Origin of the sequence: Phenylobacterium sp., assembly GCF_025934275.1 — a bacterium.
Taxonomy (GTDB): Bacteria; Pseudomonadota; Alphaproteobacteria; order Caulobacterales; family Caulobacteraceae; genus Phenylobacterium.
Genome location: NZ_JAICYI010000056.1, coordinates 1 through 24,951 on the forward strand (window position 1 = coordinate 1; position 24,951 = coordinate 24,951).

The following is a 24,951-nucleotide window of genomic DNA, read 5'->3' on the forward strand; positions in this document are numbered from 1 at the left end:
GGCGCGAAATTCAGCGTCTGGGCCTCGATGGCCGATCTCGCTCGCCTCGTGCTGCGCTCCGGCGCGCCGCGGCTCGGCCTCAGGCTGGGGGCGGCGCTCGGCCTGGTGTTCCTCGGCAAGGTGGCCGGCGTCTGGTCGCCGGTGGTGTTCGGCGACGCCATCAACCGGATCCATCCGCGTGATCCGGCCTCGCTCGGCCCGTTCGCGCTCGCCGCCGTGGCGACCGCGGCCTTGAGCCTCGCGGCGGCCGGCGCGCCGTTCGCCCGCGACGCCATCTTCATGCGGGTCTCGCAGGCGACCATGGCCAAGGCGGCGGTGGAGAGCTTCCAGCACGCGCTCGGGCTCTCGCTCGACTTCCACCAGTCGAAGCAGATGGGCACGCTCGCGCGCGTCATCGACCGCGGCTCGCGCTCCACCGACTTCCTGATCCGCAGCGTGGTGTTCAACATCGGCCCGACGCTCATCGAACTCGTGCTGGCGATGGGCGTCATGGCGCTGCGGCTCGGCTGGGCGTTCTCCGGCGTCACCTTCGTCAGCATCCTGCTCTATGTGGCGGTGACCTTCCGGATCACCGACTGGCGGCTCGACCACCGCCGGCGGCTGAACGAGACCGACAGCCGCGCCGCGGGTCTCTCCATCGACGCCCTGATCAACTACGAGACGGTGAAGACCTTCGGGGCCGAGGGCCGTGTGGTCGGCGGCTACGCGCGCGCCATGGACGACTACGTGGCGGCCTCCGTCCAGGCCAACACCTCGCTGAACATGCTGAACGCCGCCCAATCGGCGATCCTGCAGACCGGCCTGGCGGTGATGACGGTCATGGCCGGCCTCTACGTGGTCCACGGGGCGATGAGCATCGGCGGGGTCGTCACCGCCACGCTGCTGCTGCGCAACCTCTACCAGCCGCTCGGAATGCTGGGCTTCAATTACCGCGAGATCCGCCAGGCGTTCATCGACATGGAGCAGATGGTGGACCTACTCGGCGTCGAGCCGGAGATCCGCGATGCGCCGAGCGCCCGCGACCTGCCGCCCGCGTCCGGCCGCGGCGCGGCGCTCGCCTTCGAGCAGGTGAGCTTCCGCCACGACGCCCGTTCGGTGGGCCTGAAGGACGTGAGCTTCGAGGCCCGGCCCGGCCAGACGGTGGCGCTCGTCGGTCCCTCCGGCGGCGGCAAGACCACGGCGGCCCGGCTCGCCATGCGGCTGCTCGATCCGCAGGCCGGCTGCGTGCGGATCGACGGCCTCGACCTGCGCCAGGTGCGCCTGGCTTCGCTGCGCAGCGCGGTGGCGCTGGTGCCGCAGGACGTGGCCCTGTTCAACGAGACGCTCTATGCCAACATCGCCTTCGCCCGGCCCGACGCCGGCCCCGAGGAGGTGCGCGCCGCCGCCGACGCCGCCGAGCTCGGCCCGTTCATCGACGGCCTGCCGAACGGCCTTTCCACCCTGGTCGGCGAGCGCGGGTTGAAGCTCTCCGGCGGCGAGCGCCAGCGGGTCGGCATCGCGCGAGCGCTGCTGGCCGATCCGCGTCTGCTCATTCTCGACGAGGCGACCAGCGCGCTCGACGGGCCCACGGAGGCCGCCATCCAGGAGACCTTGCGCAAGGTCCGGGCCGGCCGCACCACCCTGGTCATCGCCCACCGGCTCTCCACCATCGTCGACGCCGACCAGATCCTCGTCCTGCGCCGCGGCCGCATCGTCGAGCACGGCGCCCACGCCGACCTCCTCGCCCGCACCGGCGAGTACGCCGCCCTCTGGCGAAGGCAGACGCGCGAAACCTAGGGTCAAACCCCTCAGTCGCTTCGCGACAGCTCCCCCTCAGGGGAGCATCTTCGCCGGCTACTCCGCCGCCTGCGGCAGGTCGTTCGAGGGGCGAGGCGCGGGGAGCGGCTTGCGCTTGATGCCGAGCACCCCGCGGCCCCAGTCGAGCGCCCGGTGCGTCCGTTGCGCCGAGATCTTCGGCGCCGCCAGCAGCACCGGCGTCAGCACCAGCGTCAGCAGCGTCGAGAACGAGAGGCCCCAGACCACCGACGCCGACAGGTGCACCCAGATGGCCGAGCCCGGCGCATGGCTCTCGATCCGACCGGCGGCGAAGTCCGGGTGCAGCTGGAACATCAGCGGCAGCAGCCCGACCACCGTCACCAGGGTGGTCAGCATGACCGGCCGGAACCGCTGGGCCGCGGCGCGCACCGCCGCCTCGTCGGCCGGATGGCCCTGTCGCCGCAGCTGGTAGAAGGTGTCGACGAGCACGATGTTGTGGCCGACCACGACTCCCGCCAGCGAGACGATCCCGGTGCCGATCATAATCACCGACAGGTAGTCGAAGGTGTGGGCGAGGTTGACCTGCACGCCCAGCAGCACGCCGACCGTCGAGAGCGCCACCGCCGAGAGCGTCACCAGCACGCCGTAGAAGCTGTTGAACTGCCAGAGCAGGATCACGCCCATCATGAACAGCGAGACCATCATGGCGGTGGCGAAGAACGCCTGGGCCTTCTTGCCCTCCTCGTCCGCGCCGGTGAACTTCCAGCGGATCGCCGGATCGCTGAGCGTCTTCTGGAGCCACGGCCGGAACTGGGCGATCTTCTGGTTGGCCGCCACGCCGCGGGCGGTGTTCGCCTGCACGATGACCAGGCGCTCTCCCTCCCGGCGCTGGATCTGGCTCACCTGCTGGGCCGGCACACGCTTGATGAAGTAGCTGGCCGGCACCGGCCCGAGCGGGGTGGTGATCTTCAGTTGGTCGAACGCGGCGGCGTTGCGCGCCGAGGCCGGGAAGCGCACGCGGATGTCGAGCTCGTCCTGCACGTCGTCGGGCCGGTAGCGGCCGACCAGCACGCCGTCGGTGAGGTACTGGATCGCCTGGCCCACCGAGAGCACGTCGACGCCGTAGCGGCCGGCCGCCTCGCGGTCGACCTGCAGGTTCCATTCGATGCCGGGCGAGGTGCGCGTGTCCTCGACCTCGATGAGCTGCGGGTCGGCGTTGAACTTGGCGAGCACCTGATCCGCGGCGCGGTCGAGCGCCGCGGGGTCGTGGCTCTGCAGCTGCACCTGGATGGCCTTGCCGGTCGGCGGCCCGTTCTGCGGCAGCCGCACCTCCACCTGCAGGCCGGGGACCTGGTCCACCCGGCTGCGGATGGTGTCGGCGATCTTCTCGCCGGTGAGGCCCAGGCCCTTCAGCTGCTCGTACTTGTCGAATTCCACCTGGATGCGGCCGATGGTGTCGTTGGGTGCGGCGTTGGGGCCGCCGTTGGTCGCGAACCCGCCGGAGCGCACGTAGAGGGAATCGATCCCCTTCACGCCGGTGAGCCGGGCCTCGACCTGCCGCACCAGCTGGTCCTGCGCCTCAGGCGAGAGGTTGCCGCGCGCCTTGACGTAGACGGTCACGAACTCCGGATCCTCGCTCGGGAAGAACTCCACCCGATGCGGCGTCGAGGCGAACCAGACGACCACCGCCGCGACGATGACCAGCGCGGTGGCCAGCACCCGGCCGGGGTGCCGCCCGAGCACCGTCAGCGTGCGCGCGTACCAGCCCATGAAGCCCCGCATCTGCCGCGGGTCGCCGCGCTCGGACTTCATGATCTCCGCCAGGTGCGCCTCGTCGGCCTTGCCCTTGCCGCCGAAGATCGAGCCGAACGCCGGGGTGAAGATCAGCGCCACGAAGATCGAGGCGCCCAGCACGAAGAACAGGGTCAGCGGGAAGAAGCTCATGAACTTCCCGGTGATCGAGTTCCAGAACATGAACGGCAGGAAGGCGCAGAGCGTGGTCAGGGTGCCGTTCACCACCGGCCAGAACATCCGCTTGCCGGCGGCGGCGTACGCCTCCTCCTTCGGCAGGCCCTCGGCCATCTTCCGGTCGGCGTACTCCACCACCACGATGCCGCCGTCGACCAGGATGCCGACCGCCAGCACCATCCCGAACATGACCATCTGGTTGAGGGTCACGCCCATGAAATGCATCATCATCAGCCCGATCATGAAGCAGATCGGGATCGACAGGCCGACCATCAGCCCCTGGCGGATGCCGAGGCTCGCCACGACGATCAGCATGACCAGCAGGCTCGCCGAGAGCAGGCCGCTCTCCAGGATCTTCAGGATGCGGGCGATGAAGTCGGAGTTGTCGTAGGTGAAGGCGACCTTCACCGTCGGCGGCCAGCGCTTGGATTCCGCCGCCACCACCTGGCGCACCGTCTGCACGGTCTGCAGGATGTTGGCGCCCGGGCGCTTGGAGACGTCCAGCGCCACCGCCGGCTCGCCGTTGAACCGGGTGATGAAGTCCGGCTCCTTGAAGGTGCGGTGCACCTCGCCGATGTCGCCGACGGTGATCACGCGGTCGCCGCTCTTCTTGACCGGCAGGGCGAGGATGTCGGCGGGGTTCTGCACCACGCCGGGCACCTTGACGGCGAAGCTCCCCGCGCCGTGCCGAAGGCTGCCGGCCGGCACCAGCTGGTTGTTGCGCCCGATCACGTTGGCGAGGTCGCTGGCGGTGATGTTGTAGGCTTCCATCCGCACCGGATCGATGGTCACCTCCATGAACTCCTCGCGCACCCCGCTGTAGTCGGCCTCCTGGATGCCGGGCGAGCTTTCCAGCCGCTCCTTGAGGTCGCGGGCGATGCGGGTGAGCTCGCGCTCCGGCGCCGAGCCCGACAGCACGATGCCGATCACCGGCTGGTCGGCGAAGTCCTCGTCCTCGACGATCGGCTGCTCGGCGTCCGGCGGGAAGCGGCTGCGGGCGATGTCCACCTTCGCGCGGACGTCGGCCAGCGCCTTGTCGATGGGGATGGAGGGGTCGAACTCCAGGGTGACGATGGCGATGTTCTGGCGCGCCACGCCGTTCATGTGCACCACGCCCTTGATGGTCTGCAGCTGCACCTCCAGCGGCTTGACCAGCAGGCGCTCGGCGTCTTCCGGGCTGACGCCGGGGAACGGCACCTCGATGAAGATGTAGGGCAGGGTGATGTCGGGCTGCGCCTCGCGCGGCATGGTGAGGTAGGCGAGGATGCCGAACAGCACGGCGATCACGGTCACGCCGAGCACGACCTTCCGCCGCTTGATGGCCCCGTCGATGATCGGACCGATCAGCATCCGCCTGTCCCGGGCCCCGCCGGCGCTAGCGCGCCTGCGCGACCTGCACCTTCTGACCCTCGGCCACGTACGACTGGCCGACGGTGATGACCCGCACGGGGCCAGAGAGGCCGCTCACCCAGACGCCGTGCGGCGTCTCCTCCATCACGCTCACCGGGGCGAAGGCCACCCGATTGTCGTCGGTCACATAGCGCACGCCCTGCCGTCCGGCGGCGTCGAGCACCAAGGCGGAGACCGGGATCAGGTGCGCCGGGCCGGCGCCCACGCTGATGCTCACCTGCGCCGACAGGCCCGAGCGGACCGCCAGCCCCGGATTGGGCGCGATCACTTCCAGATGGTAGGTGCGGGTCTGCGGATCGGCGTCATGGGCCACATAGCGGATCCGGCCGGTGAGCGTCTGGCCCTCGACGAGCTTGGCCGTGCCCGCCGCGCCGAGGTGCAGCTTGGCGGCGTCCATCTCCGGCACGTCGCCGACCACCAGCAGCGGGTCGAGCTCGATCATCGTCCCGCAGGGCTGGCCGGCCGAAAGATAGGTCCCGACCTCGGCGTCGCGGTGGTCGAAGACGCCCCGGAACGGCGCGCGGATGTTCACCTGCGCCAGCAGGATCTGCGCCTGGCGCAGCGCCGCCTGGGCGGAATCCATCTGCGCCTGCGCCTCCAGGAGCTGGGTGGGCGAACGATAACCCTTGCGGGCCAGCTCCGCCGCCGCCTTCTCCTGCAGCTGGGCGGACTTCAGGTTGGCCTGCGCCTGGTCGACGGCCGCCTGACGCGCATCGACCGCGAGCCGGCAGAGCACCGTGCCCTTTTCCACCACCGTGCCCTGCAGCACCGGCGTTTCGGCCACGACGCCGGCGGTCTCCGACTTCACGACGACGGTCCGGGTCGCCTGGGTGCGCCCGCGCAGCGCGACCTGCCGCTCGCGCACCGCCTCGGGGATCAGCATCACCTGCACGCTGGGGGTTACGCTGGCCGGCGCGGCGGCGGCGGGCTTGGCCTGCGCCCGCGGGGCATGGCCGCCGTCCAGCAGCGTCCGCGCGCCGAAGTACAGCAGCAGGGCGCCTGCCACCACGGCGACGAAAACATACTGAGGCTTCCAACGCATTGCCGCCCGAACCCCCCGGCGTGTGAGCCTGCGCTCAGCCGAATCAACCCTGAGCTTCTGATGTCACCGTTACGCGAGTGCAAATGAAATCGCAGACACAATCGTCGCAACCGAAGCCTGCTCAGGTCGCCCTTCGAATCGCGGGCGGTTGAACTATCGCACGGCGGGGTTAGGGAGTTATGGACGCCCGCTGCGGAAGGAGCCGACGGTGAAATATCTCCACACCATGGTCCGGGTGAAGGATCTCGAGGCTTCGCTCGACTTCTATTGCAACAAGCTGGGCCTGGTGGAGGTGAGCCGCTCGGAGAACCCCGGCGGCCGCTTCACCCTGGTGTTCCTCTGCGCGCCGGACGACGTCGAGGAGGCCAAGGCCAGGCGCGCGCCGATGGTCGAGCTCACCTACAACTGGGACGCCGAGGACTATGGCGGAGCCCGCAACTTCGGCCACCTGGCCTACGCGGTGGACGACATCTACGCGGTCTGCCAGCGGCTGAAGGAGGGGGGAGTGACCATCAACCGCCCGCCGCGCGACGGCCGCATGGCCTTCGTGCGCTCGCCCGACCAGATCTCCATCGAGCTCCTGCAGAAGGGCAAGGCGCTGGCCCCGGCCGAGCCCTGGACGTCCATGCCCAACGTCGGCGCCTGGTAGCCGAGCGAGGCCCCTCGCGAGATCAGCCGGACCGCTTGAGTTTGCGTGATATCTGCAACCCCTGGCTCCCCGGGCAGGACTCGAACCTGCGACCCGCCGGTTAACAGCCGGCTGCTCTACCAACTGAGCTACCGAGGATCAGGGCCAGTCGAGGGCCGGGCATATACGCGCGCCCGGATGCCCGCGCAAGCGCCCCAGCGCCGCACGCCGGAGCCGTCGCAGAGGCCTGAAAAAAAGAGCCCGGCGCGAACGCCGGGCTAATCAAAGTCGGTGATGGTGGGGTGTCTTCAAGGAAGACCAGGAGAGGGTGGACTCCCGTGGTTAAGACAGGGTTAACGGACCTAAGGCCTTCGAATGACTCATTAATCGCGTTTCGGCCGCCGAGCGCGCCGCGAATCGCGGCGGCCCGGGGCGCGGACCCATTGTCGCTCCCGATTGGAGGGGCGCCTCCGATCGGCTAGTCACGTCGCCTGATCGCCAGCTCGGGGAGTCGCTGCAAGTCCATGCGCATCCACTTCACCGGCATCGCCGGCGCCGGCATGAGCGCCGCCGCCCTGATGCTGCGCGACGCCGGCCATGAGGTCTCGGGCTCCGACGCCGAGGCCTTCCCGCCGCTCTCCACCTATGTCGAGGGCCTGGGCTTCCCCTTCCACCGGAGCTTCGCGGCGGAGAACCTGCCCGAGCGCCTCGACGTCCTGGTTCTGGGCGCCTCGGCCAAGCTCGGCGGCGCCGACAATCCCGAGGTCGCCGAGGCCCGCCGGCGGGGCGTCAGGATCGCCAGCTTCCCCGAGCTGGTCGGGGAGGCGACGCAGGGCCGCCGCAACACCGTCGTCGTGGGCTCGTTCGGCAAGTCCACCTGCACGGCGCTGATCGCCCACGTGCTACGCGGGGCGGGCTGTGACGCGGGCTGGATGATCGGCGCCATCTCGCCCTCGCTGCCCGCCACCGGGCACTGGGGGACCGCCCCGGAGGTGATCCTCGAGGGCGACGAGTACATCGTGGGTCCCGCCGACCGCCGCTCGAAGTTCGCGCTCTACCATCCGCGCGACGTGCTGCTCACCTCGCTGGTGCACGACCACGTCAACGTCTTCCCGACGTTTGCGGAGTACGAGGCCCCGTTCCGCGAACTGCTGCGCGGGCTGCCCGCCGACGGCCTGCTCGTCGCCCGCGAGCATCCCGCGGTCCGCGCCGTCGCCGGCGAGGCCGCCTGCCGCATCGCCTGGTACGACTCAGCGCCGGGCCCGCACTGGCACGCCGAGGCCGTCGGGTTCGGCGAGACCACTCGCTTCACCCTGGTCTCCCCGGCGGGCCGGCGCCTCGCGCTCGCCACCACCCTCCTGGGCGAGCACAACATCGAGAACATCGTGGGCGTCGGCGCCTACCTTCTCGATCGCGGACTGGTCTCGGATGAGGCGCTGGCCCGCGCCGTCGCGAGCTTCGCGGGCATCCGCCGGCGGCTCGACCGGCTCACCGCCCGCTCGCGTGTGCCCGTCATCGAGGGCTTCGGCTCGTCCTACGAGAAGGCCCGCTCGGCGATCGAGGCCATGCTGCTGCACTATCCGGGGCGGCCGCTCGTCGTGGTCTTCGAGCCGCACACCTTCTCCTGGCGCAGCCGCGATGCGCTCGCCTGGTACGACACGGTGTTCGCCGGCGCCGCCCGCGTGCTGATGGCCCCGCCGCCGACCCACGGCGCCGAGACGCACCACCAGTCGAGCCACGGCGAGATCCTCGCCCGCACCGCCGCCGCCGGCGTGGCCGTCGAGGGCGTGACCAGCGCCGACGATGCGATCCAGGCGCTGAGCGGCCTGACCGGGGACGAGGTCGTGCTGCTGCTCTCCTCCGGCCCCCTGCTCGGCCTCCCCGACGCCCTGCCGCCGGTGTTCGACCAGCTCTACGCCGAAGCCGCCGCGGCCTGATCAACCACGCCGTCCCCGCGCTTGTCCCCGGGACCCATGATCGCCGCCGCTAGAGAGCTTGGCGGCGGCTTCGCTGACATTCCGGCGATGTCGGCGACCACGGTGGCCGGGGCAAGCCCGGCCATGACGATTAGGGCCTGGCCGGGGTCGGCTGGACGTAGTCGTCCTCGATCCCGGTCTTCTCCCGCTTCGTCGCCTTCTCGGTCGCCGCCCGTTCGCCCTCGGTCGGCCGGTCGCTCTGGCGGTAGTCCACGTCATCCCAGGTCACCGCCGACATCGCCTTCCGCTTCGGCCCGAGATAGCCGAACAGGTAGGCCGCCACCTTGCGCATCTGGATCTCCTCCGAGCCCTCGGTGATCCGGTAGCGGCGGTGGTGGCGGTAGATGTGCTCGAAAGGCTTGTGCCGCGAATAGCCGATGCCGCCGTGCACCTGCATGGCCCGGTCGGCGGCCTCGCAGACCAGGCGGTTCCCCCAGTAGTTGCACATCGAGACCTTGTCCGAGATCGTCCGCTCGATCTCCTTGTGGTCCATGCGGTCCATCTGCCAGGCGGTCTTGCGGATCAGCAGGCGCAGCGCCTCGGCCTGGGTGGCGAGCTCGACCAGCGGCCACTGGATCGCCTGGTTCTCGGCCAGCGCCTTGCCGAAGGGCTTGCGCGCCCGGGCGTACTTCACGCTCTCCTCGATGCAGTAGACGGCCGCGCCCAGCGAAGAGGCCGCCTGGCGGATGCGGTTCTGGTGGACGAAGCTCTGGCCGAGCGCCAGGCCGCCGCCGATCTGCCCCCAGTAGCTGTCCTCCGGGATCCAGACGTCCGTCAGGCTCACCCGCGGGTGGTCGGTCGGCATGTTGAAGGTCCACAGGTACTCCTCGACCTTCACACCCGGCGCGTCGGACGGCACGATGAAGCAGGTGATGCCATGGGCGTCGCCGTCCTCCCCCGAGGTGCGCGCGTAGACCATGATGTAGTTCGCCACGTGCATGCCCGTGGTCCACATCTTCTCGCCGCGGATCAGCCATCCCGGCTGGCCGTCCTTCTGGTGCGGAACCGCGCGGGTCTCCATGAAGGTGGCGTCGGAGCCGTGGAGCGGCTCGGTCAGCCCGAAGCCGGTGCGCATCTGGCCCGACAGCAGCTTGTCGGCGTCGCGCTCGTACTGGGAGTTGGTCGCGAACTCCTTGAACATCAGGATGAACGGGTTGTTGCCGACGATCGAGTGCTCGGTCTGGAGGTCGTTGTGCAGGCCCAGGCCCTTGGCGGCCAGGTGTTCGCGGATGACGGCGAGCCAGAGCTGGCTGCCCCCCTTGCCGCCCAACTCCTTGGGCCAGCCGAACCGCAGATGCCCGGCCGCGTCGGCGCGCCGCCTGGCCTCGGCGAGCAGCTGCTCCCATTCCTTCTTCGGCAGGCCGCCCTTCTCCCAGTCCGTCCGCTCGTACTCGCGGCGGTGGTCGAAGTACTTGATGTTGTCGTTCTCCTGCTCGAGCGGCTTGATTTCGCGCTCGATGAAGGCGTCCAGCTCGTCCAGATAGTCGGAGAGTTCCTGCGGCAGCTCGAAATCCATGGGTCGCGTCCTCGTGGGCGGTCTCGGGCCGCCTTACCTTGGGTGATCGGTTTACAAGCGGGGCCGGGACCCGCCAGATCGCCACTCTAGACCAGGAAAGGGCTTCCGTGGGGTCATGCCTGTAGACGGCCGAGTCGACGTCCGTGAGGCGCTGGGGAAGCTCGCCGTCAGGCTGGCCGGCGAGGGCGCGCGCGTCAGCGAGGCCCAGCGGCTGACCGGCGGGGCGAGCGCCGAGACCTGGGCCTTCACCGTCGAGGCGCCCTCCGGCCGTCAGGAGTTGATCCTGCGCCGCCGCACCGCGCCCACCGATCCGGAGACCTCGCGCTCCACCAGCCTGGCGGCCGAAGCCGCCTTGATCCGGGCGGTCGCCGCCCGCGGCGCGCCGGCTCCGCCGTTCGTCCATCTGTGCGATGAGCGGGATGGGCTGGGCGAGGCGCACGTCACCCGCCGCGTCGCCGGCGAGACGCTCGGACGGCGGATCAACACCGATCCGAAGTTCGACGCGGTGCGGCCGCTGCTCGCGCGCCAGTGCGGCGAGGTGCTCGCCCAGATCCACGCCACGCCGCCGCCGGCGGCGGCCAACCTCAAATTCGCCGACGCCGCGATCGAGCTCGACCGCTACGAGGAGGTCTATCGTGCTTCCGGCGCCGAACGGCCGGTGCTCGAGCTCGCCTTCCGCCATTTGCGCGCGCATTTGCCCGAGCCGCGCGCGCCGGTGATGCTGCACGGTGATTTCCGGAACGGCAACCTGATGATCAGCCCCGAGACCGGCCTCGCGGCCGTGCTCGACTGGGAGCTCTCCCACATCGGCGATCCGGCCGAGGACATGGGTTGGCTCTGCACCAATTCCTGGCGGTTTTCCCGCCCCGACCGGCCGGTCGGCGGCTTCGGCGAGTACGCCGACCTGCTGGCGGGCTACGAGGCCGCCGGCGGCGAGCCGGTCCCGCTCGAGCGGGTCCGCTTCTGGCAGACGCTCGGCAGCCTCAAGTGGGGCGTCATGTGCCTGACCATGTACATGAGCTGGGCGACCGGCGGCTCGGCCTCGGTGGAGCGGCCGATGATCGGCCGCCGCGTCTCCGAGACCGAGATCGACCTGATCAACATCCTGGAGGCGGGGCTGTGATCACCCATCCGAAGCCGGAGGAGCTGACCGAGGCCGTCGGCCGCTGGATCGAGGAGATCCGCCCCGCGCTCGACCCGCGCAACCAGTTTCTCGCCCGGGTCGCGGCCAATGCGCTGGCCGCGGTGACCCGCGAGCTGAAGCTGGGCGAGGAGGCCAAGGCGGCGGCCGTCCAGCGCCTCGAGCCGATCCTGGGCCACGGCGGCAGCTATGAGGGCCTCACCTGGGAGCTCTGCGAGAAGCTCCGCGCGGGCGAGCTCGGCGTCGAGACCCCCGGCCTGCTGGCCGCCCTGCGCGCCAACGCCCTCGACCAGCTCGCCATCGACCAGCCCAACTACAAGCACGAGGCGTCCTAGGCTCGAGACGGCTCCGAATTCGTCGTCGACGATTGTGACTCAATTTTAAGTTTCACCGCTCGCCGGACCGTGAGAGGTCGGTCCCCAGTGTCCACAGCGGGGGATCGCGCATGCGCGGATGGGGTTTCTGCGCGGTGGCCGGAGCGCTTCTGGTCGCGACTTCGGCGATGGCCGCGCCGCCGCCGCTCGCCGCTCGCGCGGGCCCGGTCGAGGTCATGGTGGTCGGCGTGTTCCACATGTCGAATCCGGGGCATGATCTCTTCAACACCCACGTCGACGACGTGCTTGCGCCGAAGCGCCAGGCCGAGATCGCCGAGGTCGTCGATCACCTCGCCGGATTCCGTCCGACCAAGGTCGCCGTCGAATGGGACGCCGACAAGATCGGCGAACCCTACCGAAAATATCTCGCGGGCACGCTCGCTCCGTCGCGCAATGAAGTGGTCCAGCTGGGCTTCCGGCTGGCCAAGGCGGCGTCCGCCCCGGTCTACGGCATTGACGCCGACGGCGACCTGCCGTTCCCGCAGCTCTGGGACTTCGCCAAGGCCCACGGCCAGTGGAGCGTCATCGAACGATCGAACGCCGCGATACAGGCCCACGTGGCCGAGGCGCAGAAGCGGATCGACCGAGGCAGCATCGGCTCGGCTCTTCGCTTCCTGAACTCGCCGGACGAGATCTGGGCCAACAACGCCAGCTATCGCGAGATGCTGCGCGTCGGCTCGGGCGCCGACCAGCCGGGGGCCGACCTCGAAGCGGCCTGGTACAGGCGCAACTTCCTGATCTGCGCCCACCTGCTGCAGCTTGCCCGGCCCGGAGATCGCCTCGTCGTGTTCTTCGGCTCGGGGCACGCCTACCAGCTGCGCCAATGCGTGACCGAGACGCCCGGCATGAAGCTCGTGGACGCCCTGGGCTACCTGCCCAGATGAAGCGGTCGGCGGGCTGGGCTCTGGGTCCGCTGCTGGGCGCGATGCTGGCCGCGCTCGCGTGGCCCGCAGCCGCCCGGTCGAGCGCCGAGGTCGATGCGGCGCTGCGACGCGCGGAGGCCGCGCACTCGGAAATCCTGCCGTCCGCACATGTCCTCGCCGATCTTTATGGGCCCCGCCTGACGGGCTCCCGAAATACCCGCGCGGCGGCCAGGTGGGTCGAGCGGACCCTCGCCGCCTGGGGCCTCCGGGACGTGCATCTCGAAGCGTGGGATTTTGGCCATCCGGGCTGGACCAATGCGCGCGCCGACGCCGAGATCACCACTCCCGTCCGCGCGCGTCTCCTCGCCGTGCCGACGGCGTGGACGGCGGGAACCCGCGTCGCGGGGAAGCCTGTGGTCATCGATCCGCCGCGCCGGACCACGCGCAAGGCGCTGGCCGCCTACCTCGCCTCGGTCCGCCCGCGACTGCGGGGGCGGATCGTCATGGTCGGAAAAGGCGAGCCGACCGGCGTGGACGCCGATCCTGTCCCTTATCGTCTCGACGACAAGTTCCTCGCCCAGGTGTACGACCCCGCGCGCGCCTCGGCGGCCGGCCAGCCGTCGGACTCGAAGGTCCTCACCCGCTCGCAGTGGAACCGCCAGCTCGACGCCTTCCTCGTCGCGGCAGGCGCCCGCCTGCGCGTCGACGACGCGCACCTCCCTCAGGGGCTGATCGCCGCGCGCTACAACGACACCTTCGAGATTCGTCGCGCGCCGCCCGGCGTGACGCTTCGCAACGAGGACTACGGCCGGATTGTGCGGCTGCTCGCGGACGGGCGATCGGTCAGCGTCGCCTTCGACATCCGCAACCGCCTCGATCCGCGGGGGCGGACCGCCTACGACGTCGTGGCCGAGATTCCGGGTGGGGACAGGGCCGACGAAGTCGTCATGGTTGGCGCGCATCTGGACTCCTGGCACCTCGCGACCGGTGCGACTGACGACGGTGCGGGCTGCGCTATCGTCATGGAGGCTGTGCGACTTCTGACGGAACTCGGCATTCGGCCCCGGCGCACGATCCGTTTGGCGCTCTGGACGGGCGAAGAGCAGGGCCTCTTCGGGTCCCAGGCCTATGTCGCGCGGCATTTCGGGGACGCGGAGCACCCGGGCGCTGAATTCGGCAAGCTCGATGCGTACGTCAATCTGGACGGGGGCGCGGGGCGCATCCGCGGCGGCAATGTGTTCGGTCCGCCGGCCGACGGCGAGGTCCTCCACGAGGCGCTGCAGCCGTTCTCTGATCTCGGCGTGGTTGGCGCCGTCGCCCACGGCATGCGGCGGCTCGGCTCGACCGACGCGACAACCTTCTCCCGCGCCGGACTGCCGGGCATCGGCCTGCTTCAGGACCCGCTGGAAAATGGCGTGGCCGAGCATACCCAGCTCGACACCTACGAGCGCATCTACGAGCCGGACGCCCGTCAGGCCGCGGTGGTGGTGGCGGGGTTGATCTACGATCTCGCCATGCGTGACGCGCCGCTCGGCCGCTTTCCGCCCGAGGCCATGCCCGCGCCGCTTGGGCCGCCGCCCTCCCGCCATCCCGCGCGCGACCGCGGGCCCGGCGGGTAGTCACCGGGCCGCGGATGTCGAAGGCGCCGCGGCGCTTTGCGCGCTCTATCGAGCCCTCGAACTCGCCCGGCCGGACGCTGATCGTCACGGGTGGCTCCTGTCGCCGTCGCCGCAGAGCCTGGCAGCGCGGGGCTGCGCTGTGAAGCGGCCCTTAAGCCGCCTCCAGCACGCGGATGATCTCGTCCTCGCGCGCGTTCCAGAGGATCGAGACGTTGGCCGCCCGCTCGGTGAGCTCGCCCAGCGCAGCGCGGATGTCGGCGTGGCGCAGGCGCTTCTGCGACAGCCTGAGCAGCGTGCGGCCGCCGCCCTGGTCCTGCGCTTCGTCATGGAACCGCAGCACCGCGTCGACCACGGCCGCCGGCAGGGGCGCAGGGCGCTCGAACGCCGGCGCGATGCGGCGGGCCGGGCGCAGGTAGGCGGGACGGAAGGGGCGGTAGGATGCCATCGGTCGAACTCCGTTGCGGGATCGCTTGGGTTCGGTTCTGATGAGCCGCTGCGACAGAAACGGACGTACGATTCATGAGGCACGAAAAGGCCGGCCGGCTGCTCGAGCTCGCGAGGCTGTTGGCCAGCACCGCCGAGGGCCTGACCCTCGACGAGATCGCCGAGCGGCTGGGGGTCGGGCGGCGCACCGCCGAGCGCATGCGCGACGCCGTCCGCGAGGTGTTCCCGCAGCTGGAGGAGGTGGAGGATCCGCCCACCCGCCGGTTCCGCATCCCGGCGGGGCTCGACGGCCTCTTCCAGGCCCCGACCGCCGAGGAGCTGGCCGCGCTCGCCATCGCCGCCGAGAGCTTCGCGGGGCAGGGCGCCACCGCCCGGGCCGCGGCCCTGCGCTCGTTGGAGCAGAAGGTGCTCTCCGCCACCCGCGCCGCGGCCCGCCGCCGGCTCGCGCCGGACCTCGAGGCGCTGCTGCAGGCCGAGACCATCGCCGTCCAGGCCGGGCCGCGGCCGTTCGAGGACGAGACGGTGCTCGCCGCCGTCCGCGAGGCGCTGAAGGCCGCCTCGACGCTCGCCTTCCGCTATGACGGCGGTTCGCAGCCGGGCCGCGTGCGCGAGGTCGCGCCCTACGGCATCCTGTTCGGGCGGGCGAACTACCTGGTGGCCGCGGAAGGCGCGGGGCGGCCCCGCAACTGGCGGCTCGACCGCATTCGCGATGTCGCGGCGACCGGCCGCCCCGCCCGGCGGGATCCCGCCTTCTCGCTGCAGGACTACGCCGACGAGAGCTTCGGCATCTATCAGGACGACACCCACGACGTGGTCCTGCGGATCAAGCCGGCCTCGGCCGAGGGCGCGCTCCGCTGGCGCTTCCATTCGGATCAGACGCTCGATCGGCAAGCTGACGGCTCGGTGATCGTGCGTTTCCGCGCCAGCGGCATGCGCGAGCTCGCCTGGCACCTGTTCACCTGGGGCGACCAGGTCGAGGTGCTCGCGCCCGCGGTCCTGAAGCAGACCCTGATCGAGCAGATCGAGCTCGCCCGCCGGGCCCATGCGACCGCTTCTGGCGCACCCGCCGCCTAGCGCTTCTCCCGTCAGCAACGGGAGAGCCTCATGAGCATCGTCAGCGACTACGCCAACATCTTCGAGCTGGAGTTTCGCCTGCGCCGCCGCGGCCGCCGGGCCGTCGCCCTCATGGTCTGGGCCGGTCTCTTCCTGGTCCGCCCCAACCTCGCCCTCGACATCTGGCGCGAGCGCCGGGGATGAGCTCTGCCGGGATGACGCAGGTTTAATATCGCCGGCCTTGCCGTTCCGCTTGCATCCGGTTCTATCGGGCCATGAGGCGAGTTCTGGCCCTCATCGCGGCGGGAGGACTTCTGATGGCGGCGGCCCCGGCCCCGAAACCCGATCCTTACGCCTACATGGAGCGGATCGATGGAGCCAAGGCGCTGGCCTTCGCCAAGGCGGAGACCGCCCGTTCGCTGCCGCAGCTGCAGAGCGACCCGCGCTATGCCGGCCTCCACGCCGAGGCGCTGAAGATCGTCACCGCCAAGGACCGCATTCCCGCCGTGGCCATCGCCGGCGACGGTTCGCTGCGCAACTTCTGGCAGGACGCCGAGCACGTGCAGGGGATCTGGCGCGCGACCAGCCTCGAGAGCTACCGCACGGACGATCCGCAGTGGCGAACGCTGCTCGACGTCGACGCCCTCTCCAAGGCCGAGGGCGTCACCTGGGTGTTCGGCGGCGCGAGCTGCCTCAAGCCCGACGACCGGCTGTGCCTGGTGCGCCTCTCCAACGGCGGCAAGGACGCCTCCGTCGTCCGCGAGTTCGACGCCCAGTCGGGCAAGTTCGTCGATGGCGGCTTTTCCCTGCCCGAGGCCAAGTCCAACTACGCCTGGGTCGACCGCGACACCCTCGCCGTCGCCACCGAGTGGGCGAAGGGCGAGGTGACCCAGTCCGGCTATCCCTACATCGTCAAGCTCTGGAAGCGCGGCGAGCCGTTGTCGGCGGCCAGGGAGGTGTTCCGCGGTACGGCCAGGGACGTCGCGGTCTCGCCCCTGGTGCTGCGCGATCCGGCGGGCCGCGCTCAGGCGGTGCTGCTCGAACGTGCGCTGGACTTCTTCAACACCGAGCACGTCCTGCTCACCGACAAGGGCGTGGTGAAGCTCGCCTTGCCGACCCGCTCGACGATCCAGGGCTATGTGGCCGACCAGGTTGCGCTCACCCTCGAGCAGGACTGGCCCGCCGCCGGCTTCAAGGAAGGCGACCTGATCGCGATCGACCTCGCCGAGCTCAAGGCCGACCCGGCCCATCCGAAGCCGCAGCTGGTGCTCAGGCCCACGCAGAGCCAGGCGATCGAAGAGGTGGCCACCACGCGCGACCGGCTGGTCGTGGCCCTCTACGACAACGTCAAGGCCCAGGTCCTCTCCTTCGCCCGCAGCGGGACGGGCTGGAGCGCGACGAAGCTCGATCTGCCGAAGGACTCCTCGATCGACATCGGCTCGGCTTCCGATCGCGACGACCGGCTGATCCTGGGCGTCACCAGCTTCCTCACCCCCGACACCCAGTGGCTGGCCGATGCGGCCGCGGGACATCCGGAGAAGCTGAAGAGCCTGCCCGCCCGCTTCGACGCCTCGAAGGACGTCGTCGAGCAGTACTGGGCGACCTCGAAGGACGGGACCAAGGCGCCCTACTTCGTCGTCCGGCCGAAGGACATGAAGCTGGACGGGACCAATCCCACGCTGCTCTACGCCTATGGCGGTTTCCAGGTCTCGCAGACGCCGGCCTACGCCGCCACCGTCGGCAAGCTCTGGCTGGAGAAGGGCGGCGTCTATGTCGTCGCCAACATCCGCGGCGGCGGCGAGTTCGGCCCGCGCTGGCACAACGCCGGCCTCAAGCTCAACCGCATGCGGGTCTATGACGACTTCTTCGCGGTGAGCGAGGACCTGATCAGGCGCAGGATCACCTCGCCCCGCCGGCTCGGGATCATGGGCGGCTCCAACGGCGGCCTGCTGATGGGCGTGGCGCTCACCAAGCATCCGGAACTCTACCGGGCCATCGTCATCCAGGTGCCGCTGTTCGACATGATCGGCTACACCCACATCGGCGCGGGCGCCTCCTGGGTCGGCGAGTACGGCGATCCCGCCAATCCGGCCGAGCGCAAGGTCCTGCTCAGCTACTCGCCGTACCAGAACCTGAGAGCCGGACAGCCCTATCCCAAGGTGTTCCTGGAGACCTCGACGAAGGACGATCGCGTCCACCCGGCCCATGCCCGCAAGGCGGCGGCGAAGCTCAAGGCGCTGGGCTACGACTTCCTCTACTACGAGAACATGGAGGGCGGGCACGCCGCGGCCGCCAACCTGAACGAGCGGGCGATGCGGGTGGCGCTGGAATACACCTACCTGATGCAGCGCCTGATGGACTGAAGCCTATTGTCCCGGCGCGTGTCGCTCAGGGGTCCCGCGCCGCTGCACGCTCTCGACCGCCTCCTTGGTTTCCTGCTCCCGCTCGGCCGCCTGCGCGGCGGTCAGGCAGACGCGCTGGCTCATGTGGCTGCCCGGGCGGGTCTCCAGGTGGCAGACCGGCTTCGGGCGATCGGCGGCCTTCTGGACCTTGGCGGGCGGACTGGGCGCGGTGGCGGCCGAAGCATCGGCCAGCAGGACGGTCCCGACGGCGAGAATCGATATCAGCATCCGACTTTCCCCAGCGACATCGGGGCACTAGAGCCCAGCGCCTGCCGAGCGGCAAGTCACCGCTGCGCCGCCGTCGGTCGCAGGGCCACCGGTCCCATGCGCCCGGAATGCTCGGCCGCGCGTCCCGGCGCAGGCCGGCGCTTAGCGAAACCGCGTGATGATCCAGGCGATCACGGCGGTCAGCACCACGCCCATGAGGAAGCCTCGGAAGAAGGCGCCATTTCGCTCCCACCAGAGTCGCTGCGCCCGCATCCGCTGGGCCCGGTCCATGCGGCGCGGCATGGGCATCGGTCAGGCCGACATCATGGCGGGGTGGCGACGGACGATCTCGTCATGCAGTCGGTAGAGATGCGGCCGGGCGTTGCGCTTGGCGTGGGCGATCTGCGCGCGAACGTGACGCACCGCGCCGGTGGGCCCCAGCCGCGCCTCCAGGTCGTCGGCTTCCGCGGCGAGGGCCGCAACCCCGAGCTTCAGGCGGAAAGGCTTCAAGATCATGGCGGCCGACCCCCGCGACCTGCCCGGAACCATCATCACAACGCGGTTAACGGGAGGTGACCGGCCGCGCTTCGGGCGCCCCCAGCCTTCGGCGGCCGCAGGTCCGGTCGAGCGTGGGAGCGGACCTCGATCAGCCGCTCGGCCTGCGGATCGAATCGCTGGCCGGCGGCGACGCGCGGCCCGGCTTGGCTCCCTCGCCAACGATTTGCGTGCGCGCCTCCCTCCGAAGCGCTAGCTTCCACACGCCGGGCTCTCGCGGGTCGCCCGGACACAGACGGCTCGCCGTCCAAGAACCCGCTCTTGGGCCGTGCTTCATCGCGCGGGCCTTGGAGCGCGCGTTTGGACAAGGCGACCTCATCCTGTCATTCGCTCAACCAAGGTCGGCATGATCCCGCCGCCCGCCGCCCGCTGTCTGTCGCCGGCCCTGCCGCCGGCCGACAGGGATTTCGAAAGGGAGAGAACCTGATGCGTGTTCGGACTTTGATGATCGCCCTGGCCGCGGCGGCCTCGCTCGGCCTGCCGGCCCATGCGGCCACGGACTGGGCGGCGGTCGGCAAGGCGCTCGGCAAGACCGGCTCGGTTCAGCCGGGCGGCGTCTATCGGGTGGGCCTGCCGCGATCCGACCTGAAGGTCACGCTGGACGGCGTGGCGATCAAGCCCGCCCTGGCGCTGGGCTCATGGGTGGCGTTCCGCGACATGGGCGGTGCGAGCGAGGTGATGGGCGACCTCGTGCTCACGCAATCCGAAGTGAACCCTGTGATGACGGTCCTGGAGCAGAACGGCATCCAGATCACCGCCCTGCACAATCACCTGCTGCGCGCCACGCCGGCCACCATGTACATGCACATCGACGGCCGCGGCGACGCGGTGAAGCTCGCCGCCGCGATCCATGCGGCGCTGGCGAGGAGCAGGACCCCGTTCGGCGCAAGCCCGCCCGCGCCTGCCGCCGCGCCGCTCGCCCTCGACACGGCGATGCTCGACAAGACACTGGGCGCGAAAGGGACGGCGAACGGCGGGGTCTATCAGTTCAGCATCCCCCGCGCGCAGGCGCCGACGGCCGGCGGCATGGCGATTCCGCCGCCGATGGGCTCGGCCATCGGGATCAATTTCCAGCCGACGGGCGCGGGCAGGGCCGCCATCACCGGCGACTTCGTGCTCACGGCCGACGAGGTGAACCCGGTGATCAAGGCGTTGCGGGCGAGCGGGATCGAAGTGACCGCGATCCACAACCACATGCTCGATGACGAGCCGCGCCTGTTCTTCATGCATTTCTGGGCCCATGACGACGCGGCGAAGCTGGCGCGGGGGCTCAGGGCGGCGCTGGACCGCGTGAAGGTGGCGCGCCCCTGATCGAGCGGAGGAGGCGAGCTTGCGAGCGGTGACGTTCACGCCCGGCGCGCTGCTGGCCCTGGCCTCGGCCGCGCTCTTCGGGGCCAGCACGCCGCTCGCCAAGCTCCTCTTGGGAGACGGCGTCGATCCCTGGCTGCTGGCGGGCCTTCTGTATCTTGGCTCGGGCCTGGGGCTGAGCCTGGCGCGGCTCGGCCGCCGGCTGCGAGCGCCCGCCGAAGCCGAAGCCGAAGCGCCGCTCCGGCGAACCGACATTCCCTGGCTGGTCCTGGTGGTCGCCTCCGGCGGCGTCGCGGGGCCGTTGCTGCTCATGCTCGGCCTCGCCCGGACCCCCGCCTCGTCAGCCGCCCTGCTGCTCAACGTGGAAGGCCTCGCGACGATGGCGATCGCCTGGGTGGCGTTCAAGGAGAACGTGGACCGGCGGCTGCTCGCAGGCGCGTTCGCGATCCTGGCGGCCGCGGTGCTTCTGTCCTGGCAGGGCGGGCCCACCGGCGTCGGGCTCGGCGCGCTCGCGATCGTCGGCGCATGCGTCGCCTGGGGTCTCGACAACAACCTGACCCGCAAGCTCTCGGGCGCGGACCCGGTGCAGATCGCCGCGATCAAGGGCGTCGTCGCCGGCGCGGTCAACCTCACCCTGGCGCTCGCGCACGGCGCGCGCCTGCCGGGCCCGTCGGGGATCGCGGCCGCCGGCGTCGTCGGCTTCTTCGGCTACGGCGTCAGCCTCGTGCTGTTCGTCCTGGCGCTTCGCGATCTGGGGACGGCGCGGACCGGCGCCTACTTCTCCACCGCCCCCTTCATCGGCGCGGCGCTGTCGCTGTTCCTGTTCCGCGAACCGCTCACCATCCCGCTGGCCGCCGCCGCGGTCCTGATGGCGGGCGGGGTCTATCTGCACCTCTCGGAGCGGCACGAGCACGAGCATCTCCATGAGGCGATGGACCACGAACACCGGCACGTTCACGACGATCACCACCGGCACACGCACGGGCCCGGCGACCCGCCGGGCGAGCCGCACAGCCATCGGCACCGTCACCCGCCGTTGCGGCACAAGCATCCGCACTACCCGGACCTGCACCATCGCCACGGCCATTAGCGGACGTTCGTCGCCTTGCGCTAGGCTTATGGCGCGTGCTTCAGGCTGTCCCAATAAGCGCGCCGCTTGGCCGCCGAAGCCGCGCCGGGGTGGCTGGCCAGATAGCCATTCCAGAGCGCGTCGGGGGTCATCCCGGTGGCGGCGGTGAGCGCGGCGTCGCCCGCCTCGCCCCGGCGCATCGCGGCGTTGACCTTCGTCACCACGTCCGGCTGCTTCGCCTGCGCCCAGGCCAGCAGGCCCGCGGCCGGCGAATACCCCTCGCTCCAGTTTTCCCGGCTCGGGTCGAATGCTCGCCCGGCGTCGCTGGGAAACAGCACGTAATAACGGACGTAGTCGGCGATGCCCTCGGTCAGCCAGGCGGGTCCGGTCCCCTTCGGATAGCCCTGCGCCACGTGGACGAGCTCGTGGGCGATCATCCGCAGCATGTCGGAATTGTCGCGGTTGGCCAGAACGTAAGGGGCGTTGATCAGCACGCTGTCGCCACGGGCCGCCGCCGCGATCCCCGCCGGCTTGATCGCGTAGAATTCGAGCCGGAGGGTCTTGTCGGCGTTGCAGGACGTTGCGCCCAGCGCCTGGTTGATGGTCCGCCACCAGCCGGTCAGCTTCGGCTTCAGCTCTTCGGTCCAGCCGTCGAGGCCCGCCCAGCCGTGGTAGTCGACCGCGATGTCGACGCGGCAGGTCTGCGCCCACGCCTGGCCGCGGCCCGCGAGCAGCAGGGCGAACCCGGCCGCGAAGACGCTTCGCCGATCCATTCCCTGCCAATTAGTCGAAGCGTGTTGCAGCTTCATTGCCTGGTTGCCACCGAGGCCGCCGATGCCGTTGCGGCGAGTGGCGCCGACCTGGAGGCCTGAGCCGGAATCGAACCGGCGTGCACGGATTTGCAGTCCGCTGCGTAACCACTCCGCCATCAGGCCGTCCAGGAGCGGGCGGGATCGCTAACAGAAGCCCTGCGGCTCGGCAACGTGTCTTGCGCCCTGCGGCGGCTCGTTCGATTGCCTTGCGCGGCCGGGCCGCCCTATAAGCCGCGGCGCGTCGCTTCGCCGCCTGACATGGGGAGCCTCATGGCCGATCTCGCCGCCGCCCGGGAGAACATGGTGGAGAGCCAGGTTCGCACCCAGGACGTCACCGACGTGCGGATCCAGGACGCCATGCGGGCGCTGCCGCGTGAGCGGTTCGTGCCGCCGGGCAGGGCCTACCTCGCCTACGCCGACATCGAAGTGGAGTACGCGCCCGGCCGCTGGATCTTGAAGCCGCGCGATCTCGGCAAGCTCGTGCAGGCGCTGCGCCCGATGCCGGGCGAGCGGGCGCTGGCTGTCGCTGCGCCCTATGCCGCAGCCCTCCTGGAGCTGCTCGGCCTTGACGTCGTCCGGATGGAGGACCCCCATCAGGCGCCGGGCGGGCCGTTCGACGTCGTCGTCTGCGAAGGCGCCGTCGGGCGGGCGCCGCAGGCCTGGCTGGAGGCGCTCGCCCCGTCCGGCGGGCGGCTCGGCGTCGTCGAGCGCGACGGGCCGGTCGGCAAGGCCTGCCTCTATGTGAGGGCGCAGGACGGCGTCGGCCGGCGCGAGTTGTTCGATTCCACACCGCCGGTCCTGGCCGGCATGGAGGCGCAACATGGCTTCGCTTTCTGATTTGCGCCGCAACAACGAAGTCCAAGCGTGAACAAAGCTTAAGACAAAGCCCACTGGTCCGGCGCGCCCGCCGCGGCCTATACGCCTAAAGCCTCTCATCTTCTCTCGCTCTATCGGGGGTCACGAATGTCGAAGACGCTTCGCGGACGCCTTCTGGCCGCGGCCTTCACCACCGCGATCACGGCCGCCGCCGCCGCGCCCGCCGCCGGCGAGACGCTCTCCGACGCCGTCGCCCTGGCCTACGAGACCAACCCGACCCTGCAGGCGCAGCGCGCCACTCAGCGCTCCATCGACGAGGAGTACGTCCAGGCGCGCACCGGCTGGCGCCCGACCCTGCAGCTGCAGGCCGTCGCCACCTACGACAAACTCTCCATTCCGCGCGCGGCGCGGAATTTCCTCACCCAGAGCGCCGAGACCAACGCCGGCAGCCTGGCGCTCACCTTCACCCAGCCGATCTGGACCGGCGGGCGCACCGCCGCCAACGTCTCCGCCGCCCAGGCCGACATCCTGCAGGGCCGCGAGAACCTGCGCCGGGTCGAGTCCCAGGTGCTGATCTCGGTGATCCAGGCCTACATGGACGTGCTGCGCGACCAGGAGGGCCTGAAGATCCGCCAGGAGGACCTCGTCGTTCTCCAGAAGCAGCTCGACGAATCCCGCGCCCGCTTCGACGTCGGCGAGATCACCCGCACCGACGTCGCCCAGTCGGAGGCCCGCCTCGCCGCCGCCCAGGCGCTGCTGCAGACCGCCCAGGCCCAGCTCGCCATCAGCCGCGCCAACTACGCCGCCGCCGTCGGCCAGAACCCGGGCGAGCTCGTGCCCGAGCCGTCGCTCGCCTACCTGCTGCCGGCCAATCCCGACGACGCCTTCACGATCGCCGAGCAATACAGCCCGCAGCTGCGCGCCCAGGAGTTCGCCGAGGAGGGCAGCCGCGCCCGGGTCGCCGCGGCGCGCGCCAACCGGCTGCCGAACCTGTCGCTGCAAGGCACGCTGCGGTTCTCCAACGCCCCGCTCGATCCGTTCACCCAGAGCCTCTACCAGCGCGACAAGCAGGTGAACGCCGTGCTCACCGTGCCGCTGTTCACCGGCGGCCTCACGTCCTCCCAGATCCGCCAGGCGATCGAGCGCAACAACTCCGACCGGATCTCCATCGAGACCCAGCGGCGAGGCGTGCTGCAGACCGTCTCCCAGACCTGGAACCAGCTGATCGCCGCGCGCGCCAACATCACCTCCGACACCGAGCAGGTGCGCGCCGCCGAGATCGCCGCCGAAGGCACCCGCGAGGAGCTCTCCGTCGGCCTGCGCACCACCATCGACGTGCTGAACGCCGACGTGGAGCTCAGGAACGCCCAGCTGAGCCTGGTCGCCGCGCGCCACGACGAATACCTCGCCGCCGCCACCTTGCTGGCGGTCATGGGCCGGCTCGAGGCCAAGGACCTGATCCCCACCGTCCCGCACTACGATCCGCGCTCCAACTTCCGGCGCCTCAGGATCACCTGGGGCTGGGTGCCGTGGGAGGAGCCGATCGGCATCGTCGACCGCTACGCCGCCTTCCCGCCGATCCCGCAGGCCAAGGCCCTGCCGCAGGAGAAGCCCATCCCGCCGGGGCTGCAGCCGCCGCCCGCGCCGGCGACGGTCCCGCCGCCGAAGAGGTAGGACTTCGCCTGGCGCGCGAATTCGCCGGCCGAGACTTCGCCGCCGGAAATTGCAGGATCGCGGTGCAGCGCCTAGGCTAGGCCTCGACGGATTCTTCCCTCTTCTGGCTCGGCGCAGGCAAATGGCGGAACAGACCTCCCAAGAACCGACCATGGAAGAGATCCTGGCGTCCATTCGCCGGATCATCTCCGAAGACGAGGCGCCGGAGGGCGAAGCCTCGGCGGCGCCGCCGCAGGGCGACGAGCCGCCGCCGCCTGAGCCGGCCGCGGCCGCGCCGGAGCCGGCGCCCGCCCCGGAGCCCGCGCCCGCCCCGGAGCCC

Annotated in this window: 22 protein-coding genes, 2 tRNA genes and 1 pseudogene; 15 read left to right on the top strand and 10 right to left on the bottom strand. The window is 70.6% G+C overall.

From position 1 onward, the window contains the following. Nucleotides 1-1,776 (top strand): ABC transporter ATP-binding protein/permease (locus tag Q0W60_RS13700; RefSeq protein WP_297696518.1); only part of this gene is annotated, 1,776 nt, incomplete at its 5' end. A 57-nt stretch (nt 1,777-1,833) separates the two neighbouring features. On the opposite strand, the gene Q0W60_RS13705 is transcribed toward Q0W60_RS13700, so the two are convergent. Both Q0W60_RS13705 and Q0W60_RS13710 read right to left on the bottom strand, forming a co-directional pair. Next, nucleotides 1,834-5,073 carry an efflux RND transporter permease subunit gene (locus tag Q0W60_RS13705; protein ID WP_297696520.1) on the bottom strand — a complete coding sequence of 1,080 codons (3,240 nt, stop codon included), beginning with the start codon at nt 5,071-5,073 and terminating at the stop codon, nt 1,834-1,836. Between the two features lie 25 nt (nt 5,074-5,098). Next, nucleotides 5,099-6,175 carry an efflux RND transporter periplasmic adaptor subunit gene (locus tag Q0W60_RS13710; RefSeq protein WP_297696522.1) on the bottom strand — a complete coding sequence of 359 codons (1,077 nt, stop codon included), beginning with the start codon at nt 6,173-6,175 and terminating at the stop codon, nt 5,099-5,101. Between the two features lie 208 nt (nt 6,176-6,383). Here Q0W60_RS13710 and Q0W60_RS13715 point away from each other — a divergent pair, with 208 nt between their 5' ends. After that, nucleotides 6,384-6,824: a VOC family protein gene (locus Q0W60_RS13715; RefSeq protein ID WP_297696524.1), complete on the top strand. Its 441-nt coding sequence runs from the start codon at nt 6,384-6,386 to the stop codon at nt 6,822-6,824. A 62-nt stretch (nt 6,825-6,886) separates the two neighbouring features. Here the strand turns inward: Q0W60_RS13715 and Q0W60_RS13720 are convergent. Beyond that, nucleotides 6,887-6,962: transfer RNA gene (locus tag Q0W60_RS13720), tRNA-Asn, on the bottom strand. A 365-nt stretch (nt 6,963-7,327) separates the two neighbouring features. Here Q0W60_RS13720 and Q0W60_RS13725 point away from each other — a divergent pair. Further along, nucleotides 7,328-8,740, top strand: coding sequence for a Mur ligase domain-containing protein (locus Q0W60_RS13725; protein ID WP_297696526.1), 1,413 nt, complete (start codon nt 7,328-7,330; stop codon nt 8,738-8,740). Between the two features lie 130 nt (nt 8,741-8,870). Here Q0W60_RS13725 and Q0W60_RS13730 read toward each other — a convergent pair whose 3' ends face one another. Next, nucleotides 8,871-10,295, bottom strand: coding sequence for an acyl-CoA dehydrogenase (locus Q0W60_RS13730; protein ID WP_297696528.1), 1,425 nt, complete (start codon nt 10,293-10,295; stop codon nt 8,871-8,873). A 115-nt stretch (nt 10,296-10,410) separates the two neighbouring features. On the opposite strand from Q0W60_RS13730, the gene Q0W60_RS13735 reads away from it, so the two are divergent. The 4 genes from Q0W60_RS13735 (at nt 10,411) to Q0W60_RS13750 (ending at nt 14,292) form a co-directional block, all read left to right on the top strand. Further along, a complete protein-coding gene (locus tag Q0W60_RS13735) occupies nt 10,411-11,418 on the top strand; it encodes a phosphotransferase family protein (RefSeq protein ID WP_297696530.1) in 1,008 nt (335 codons plus the stop codon). Beyond that, a complete protein-coding gene (locus Q0W60_RS13740; protein WP_297696532.1) occupies nt 11,415-11,771 on the top strand; it encodes a DUF6285 domain-containing protein in 357 nt (118 codons plus the stop codon). Before Q0W60_RS13735 ends, Q0W60_RS13740 begins: the two co-directional genes overlap by 4 nt. A 110-nt stretch (nt 11,772-11,881) precedes the next feature. Beyond that, entirely contained in the window at nt 11,882-12,694 is an 813-nt protein-coding gene (locus Q0W60_RS13745; RefSeq protein ID WP_297696534.1) for a DUF5694 domain-containing protein, read from the top strand. Next, nucleotides 12,691-14,292, top strand: coding sequence for a M20/M25/M40 family metallo-hydrolase (locus Q0W60_RS13750; protein ID WP_297696536.1), 1,602 nt, complete (start codon nt 12,691-12,693; stop codon nt 14,290-14,292). Before Q0W60_RS13745 ends, Q0W60_RS13750 begins: the two co-directional genes overlap by 4 nt. 151 nt (nt 14,293-14,443) lie before the next feature. Here the strand turns inward: Q0W60_RS13750 and Q0W60_RS13755 are convergent, their stop codons facing one another. After that, complete coding sequence (locus tag Q0W60_RS13755; protein WP_297696538.1) at nt 14,444-14,737, bottom strand: hypothetical protein; 294 nt, start codon at nt 14,735-14,737, stop codon at nt 14,444-14,446. Nucleotides 14,738-14,811: 74 nt separating this feature from the next. Here Q0W60_RS13755 and Q0W60_RS13760 point away from each other — a divergent pair, with 74 nt between their 5' ends. The 3 genes from Q0W60_RS13760 to Q0W60_RS13770 all read left to right on the top strand — a co-directional run bounded on the left by Q0W60_RS13760 (nt 14,812) and on the right by Q0W60_RS13770 (nt 18,152). Beyond that, the gene (locus Q0W60_RS13760) at nt 14,812-15,810 is read left to right on the top strand and encodes a WYL domain-containing protein (protein WP_297696540.1); all 999 of its coding nucleotides are present in this window, start codon (nt 14,812-14,814) and stop codon (nt 15,808-15,810) included. A 30-nt stretch (nt 15,811-15,840) separates the two neighbouring features. Then, on the top strand, nt 15,841-15,993 hold the full coding sequence (locus Q0W60_RS13765) for a hypothetical protein (RefSeq protein WP_297696542.1): 153 nt from the start codon (nt 15,841-15,843) through the stop codon (nt 15,991-15,993). Nucleotides 15,994-16,106: 113 nt separating this feature from the next. Then, nucleotides 16,107-18,152, top strand: a complete 2,046-nt coding sequence (locus tag Q0W60_RS13770; RefSeq protein WP_297696544.1) for a prolyl oligopeptidase family serine peptidase — start codon at nt 16,107-16,109, stop codon at nt 18,150-18,152. A gap of 3 nt (nt 18,153-18,155) precedes the next feature. Here Q0W60_RS13770 and Q0W60_RS13775 read toward each other — a convergent pair whose 3' ends face one another. From Q0W60_RS13775 to Q0W60_RS13785, 3 genes are all read right to left on the bottom strand, one after another. After that, nucleotides 18,156-18,419, bottom strand: coding sequence for a hypothetical protein (locus Q0W60_RS13775; RefSeq protein ID WP_297696547.1), 264 nt, complete (start codon nt 18,417-18,419; stop codon nt 18,156-18,158). 141 nt (nt 18,420-18,560) lie between these two features. Then, on the bottom strand, nt 18,561-18,707 hold the full coding sequence (locus Q0W60_RS13780; RefSeq protein ID WP_297696549.1) for a hypothetical protein: 147 nt from the start codon (nt 18,705-18,707) through the stop codon (nt 18,561-18,563). 3 nt (nt 18,708-18,710) lie between these two features. Next, nucleotides 18,711-18,914: a hypothetical protein gene (locus tag Q0W60_RS13785; RefSeq protein ID WP_297696551.1), complete on the bottom strand. Its 204-nt coding sequence runs from the start codon at nt 18,912-18,914 to the stop codon at nt 18,711-18,713. 465 nt (nt 18,915-19,379) lie between these two features. Here Q0W60_RS13785 and Q0W60_RS13790 point away from each other — a divergent pair, with 465 nt between their 5' ends. Further along, the gene (locus Q0W60_RS13790; protein WP_297696553.1) at nt 19,380-20,264 is read left to right on the top strand and encodes a DUF1259 domain-containing protein; all 885 of its coding nucleotides are present in this window, start codon (nt 19,380-19,382) and stop codon (nt 20,262-20,264) included. Between the two features lie 28 nt (nt 20,265-20,292). Then, nucleotides 20,293-21,351, top strand: coding sequence for a DMT family transporter (locus Q0W60_RS13795; RefSeq protein ID WP_297696561.1), 1,059 nt, complete (start codon nt 20,293-20,295; stop codon nt 21,349-21,351). A gap of 26 nt (nt 21,352-21,377) precedes the next feature. Here the strand turns inward: Q0W60_RS13795 and Q0W60_RS13800 are convergent, their stop codons facing one another. Next, entirely contained in the window at nt 21,378-22,103 is a 726-nt protein-coding gene (locus Q0W60_RS13800; RefSeq protein WP_297696555.1) for a basic secretory protein-like protein, read from the bottom strand. Nucleotides 22,104-22,191: 88 nt separating this feature from the next. Beyond that, a tRNA-Cys gene (locus Q0W60_RS13805) sits at nt 22,192-22,265 on the bottom strand. A gap of 147 nt (nt 22,266-22,412) precedes the next feature. Here Q0W60_RS13805 and Q0W60_RS13810 point away from each other — a divergent pair. The 3 genes and pseudogenes from Q0W60_RS13810 to Q0W60_RS13820 form a co-directional block, all read left to right on the top strand. Continuing rightward, entirely contained in the window at nt 22,413-22,979 is a 567-nt protein-coding gene (locus Q0W60_RS13810; RefSeq protein ID WP_297696557.1) for a protein-L-isoaspartate O-methyltransferase, read from the top strand. Between the two features lie 126 nt (nt 22,980-23,105). Continuing rightward, nucleotides 23,106-24,632, top strand: coding sequence for a TolC family outer membrane protein (locus Q0W60_RS13815; RefSeq protein WP_297696559.1), 1,527 nt, complete (start codon nt 23,106-23,108; stop codon nt 24,630-24,632). 121 nt (nt 24,633-24,753) lie between these two features. Beyond that, nucleotides 24,754-24,951, top strand: a pseudogene (locus tag Q0W60_RS13820) (DUF2497 domain-containing protein); the annotation flags it as partial.

Coding starts and splice junctions, on each gene's coding strand:
- Q0W60_RS13775 (WP_297696547.1), bottom strand. CDS start 18,419: ATGCTGATATCGATTCTCGCCGTCGGGACCGTCCTGCTGGCCGATGCT.
- Q0W60_RS13800 (WP_297696555.1), bottom strand. CDS start 22,103: ATGGATCGGCGAAGCGTCTTCGCGGCCGGGTTCGCCCTGCTGCTCGCG.
- Q0W60_RS13760 (WP_297696540.1), top strand. CDS start 14,812: ATGAGGCACGAAAAGGCCGGCCGGCTGCTCGAGCTCGCGAGGCTGTTG.
- Q0W60_RS13770 (WP_297696544.1), top strand. CDS start 16,107: ATGGCGGCGGCCCCGGCCCCGAAACCCGATCCTTACGCCTACATGGAG.
- Q0W60_RS13780 (WP_297696549.1), bottom strand. CDS start 18,707: ATGCCCATGCCGCGCCGCATGGACCGGGCCCAGCGGATGCGGGCGCAG.
- Q0W60_RS13705 (WP_297696520.1), bottom strand. CDS start 5,073: ATGCTGATCGGTCCGATCATCGACGGGGCCATCAAGCGGCGGAAGGTC.
- Q0W60_RS13815 (WP_297696559.1), top strand. CDS start 23,106: ATGTCGAAGACGCTTCGCGGACGCCTTCTGGCCGCGGCCTTCACCACC.
- Q0W60_RS13790 (WP_297696553.1), top strand. CDS start 19,380: ATGCGTGTTCGGACTTTGATGATCGCCCTGGCCGCGGCGGCCTCGCTC.
- Q0W60_RS13730 (WP_297696528.1), bottom strand. CDS start 10,295: ATGGATTTCGAGCTGCCGCAGGAACTCTCCGACTATCTGGACGAGCTG.
- Q0W60_RS13750 (WP_297696536.1), top strand. CDS start 12,691: ATGAAGCGGTCGGCGGGCTGGGCTCTGGGTCCGCTGCTGGGCGCGATG.
- Q0W60_RS13765 (WP_297696542.1), top strand. CDS start 15,841: ATGAGCATCGTCAGCGACTACGCCAACATCTTCGAGCTGGAGTTTCGC.
- Q0W60_RS13755 (WP_297696538.1), bottom strand. CDS start 14,737: ATGGCATCCTACCGCCCCTTCCGTCCCGCCTACCTGCGCCCGGCCCGC.
- Q0W60_RS13785 (WP_297696551.1), bottom strand. CDS start 18,914: ATGATCTTGAAGCCTTTCCGCCTGAAGCTCGGGGTTGCGGCCCTCGCC.
- Q0W60_RS13735 (WP_297696530.1), top strand. CDS start 10,411: ATGCCTGTAGACGGCCGAGTCGACGTCCGTGAGGCGCTGGGGAAGCTC.
- Q0W60_RS13810 (WP_297696557.1), top strand. CDS start 22,413: ATGGCCGATCTCGCCGCCGCCCGGGAGAACATGGTGGAGAGCCAGGTT.
- Q0W60_RS13725 (WP_297696526.1), top strand. CDS start 7,328: ATGCGCATCCACTTCACCGGCATCGCCGGCGCCGGCATGAGCGCCGCC.
- Q0W60_RS13745 (WP_297696534.1), top strand. CDS start 11,882: ATGCGCGGATGGGGTTTCTGCGCGGTGGCCGGAGCGCTTCTGGTCGCG.
- Q0W60_RS13710 (WP_297696522.1), bottom strand. CDS start 6,175: ATGCGTTGGAAGCCTCAGTATGTTTTCGTCGCCGTGGTGGCAGGCGCC.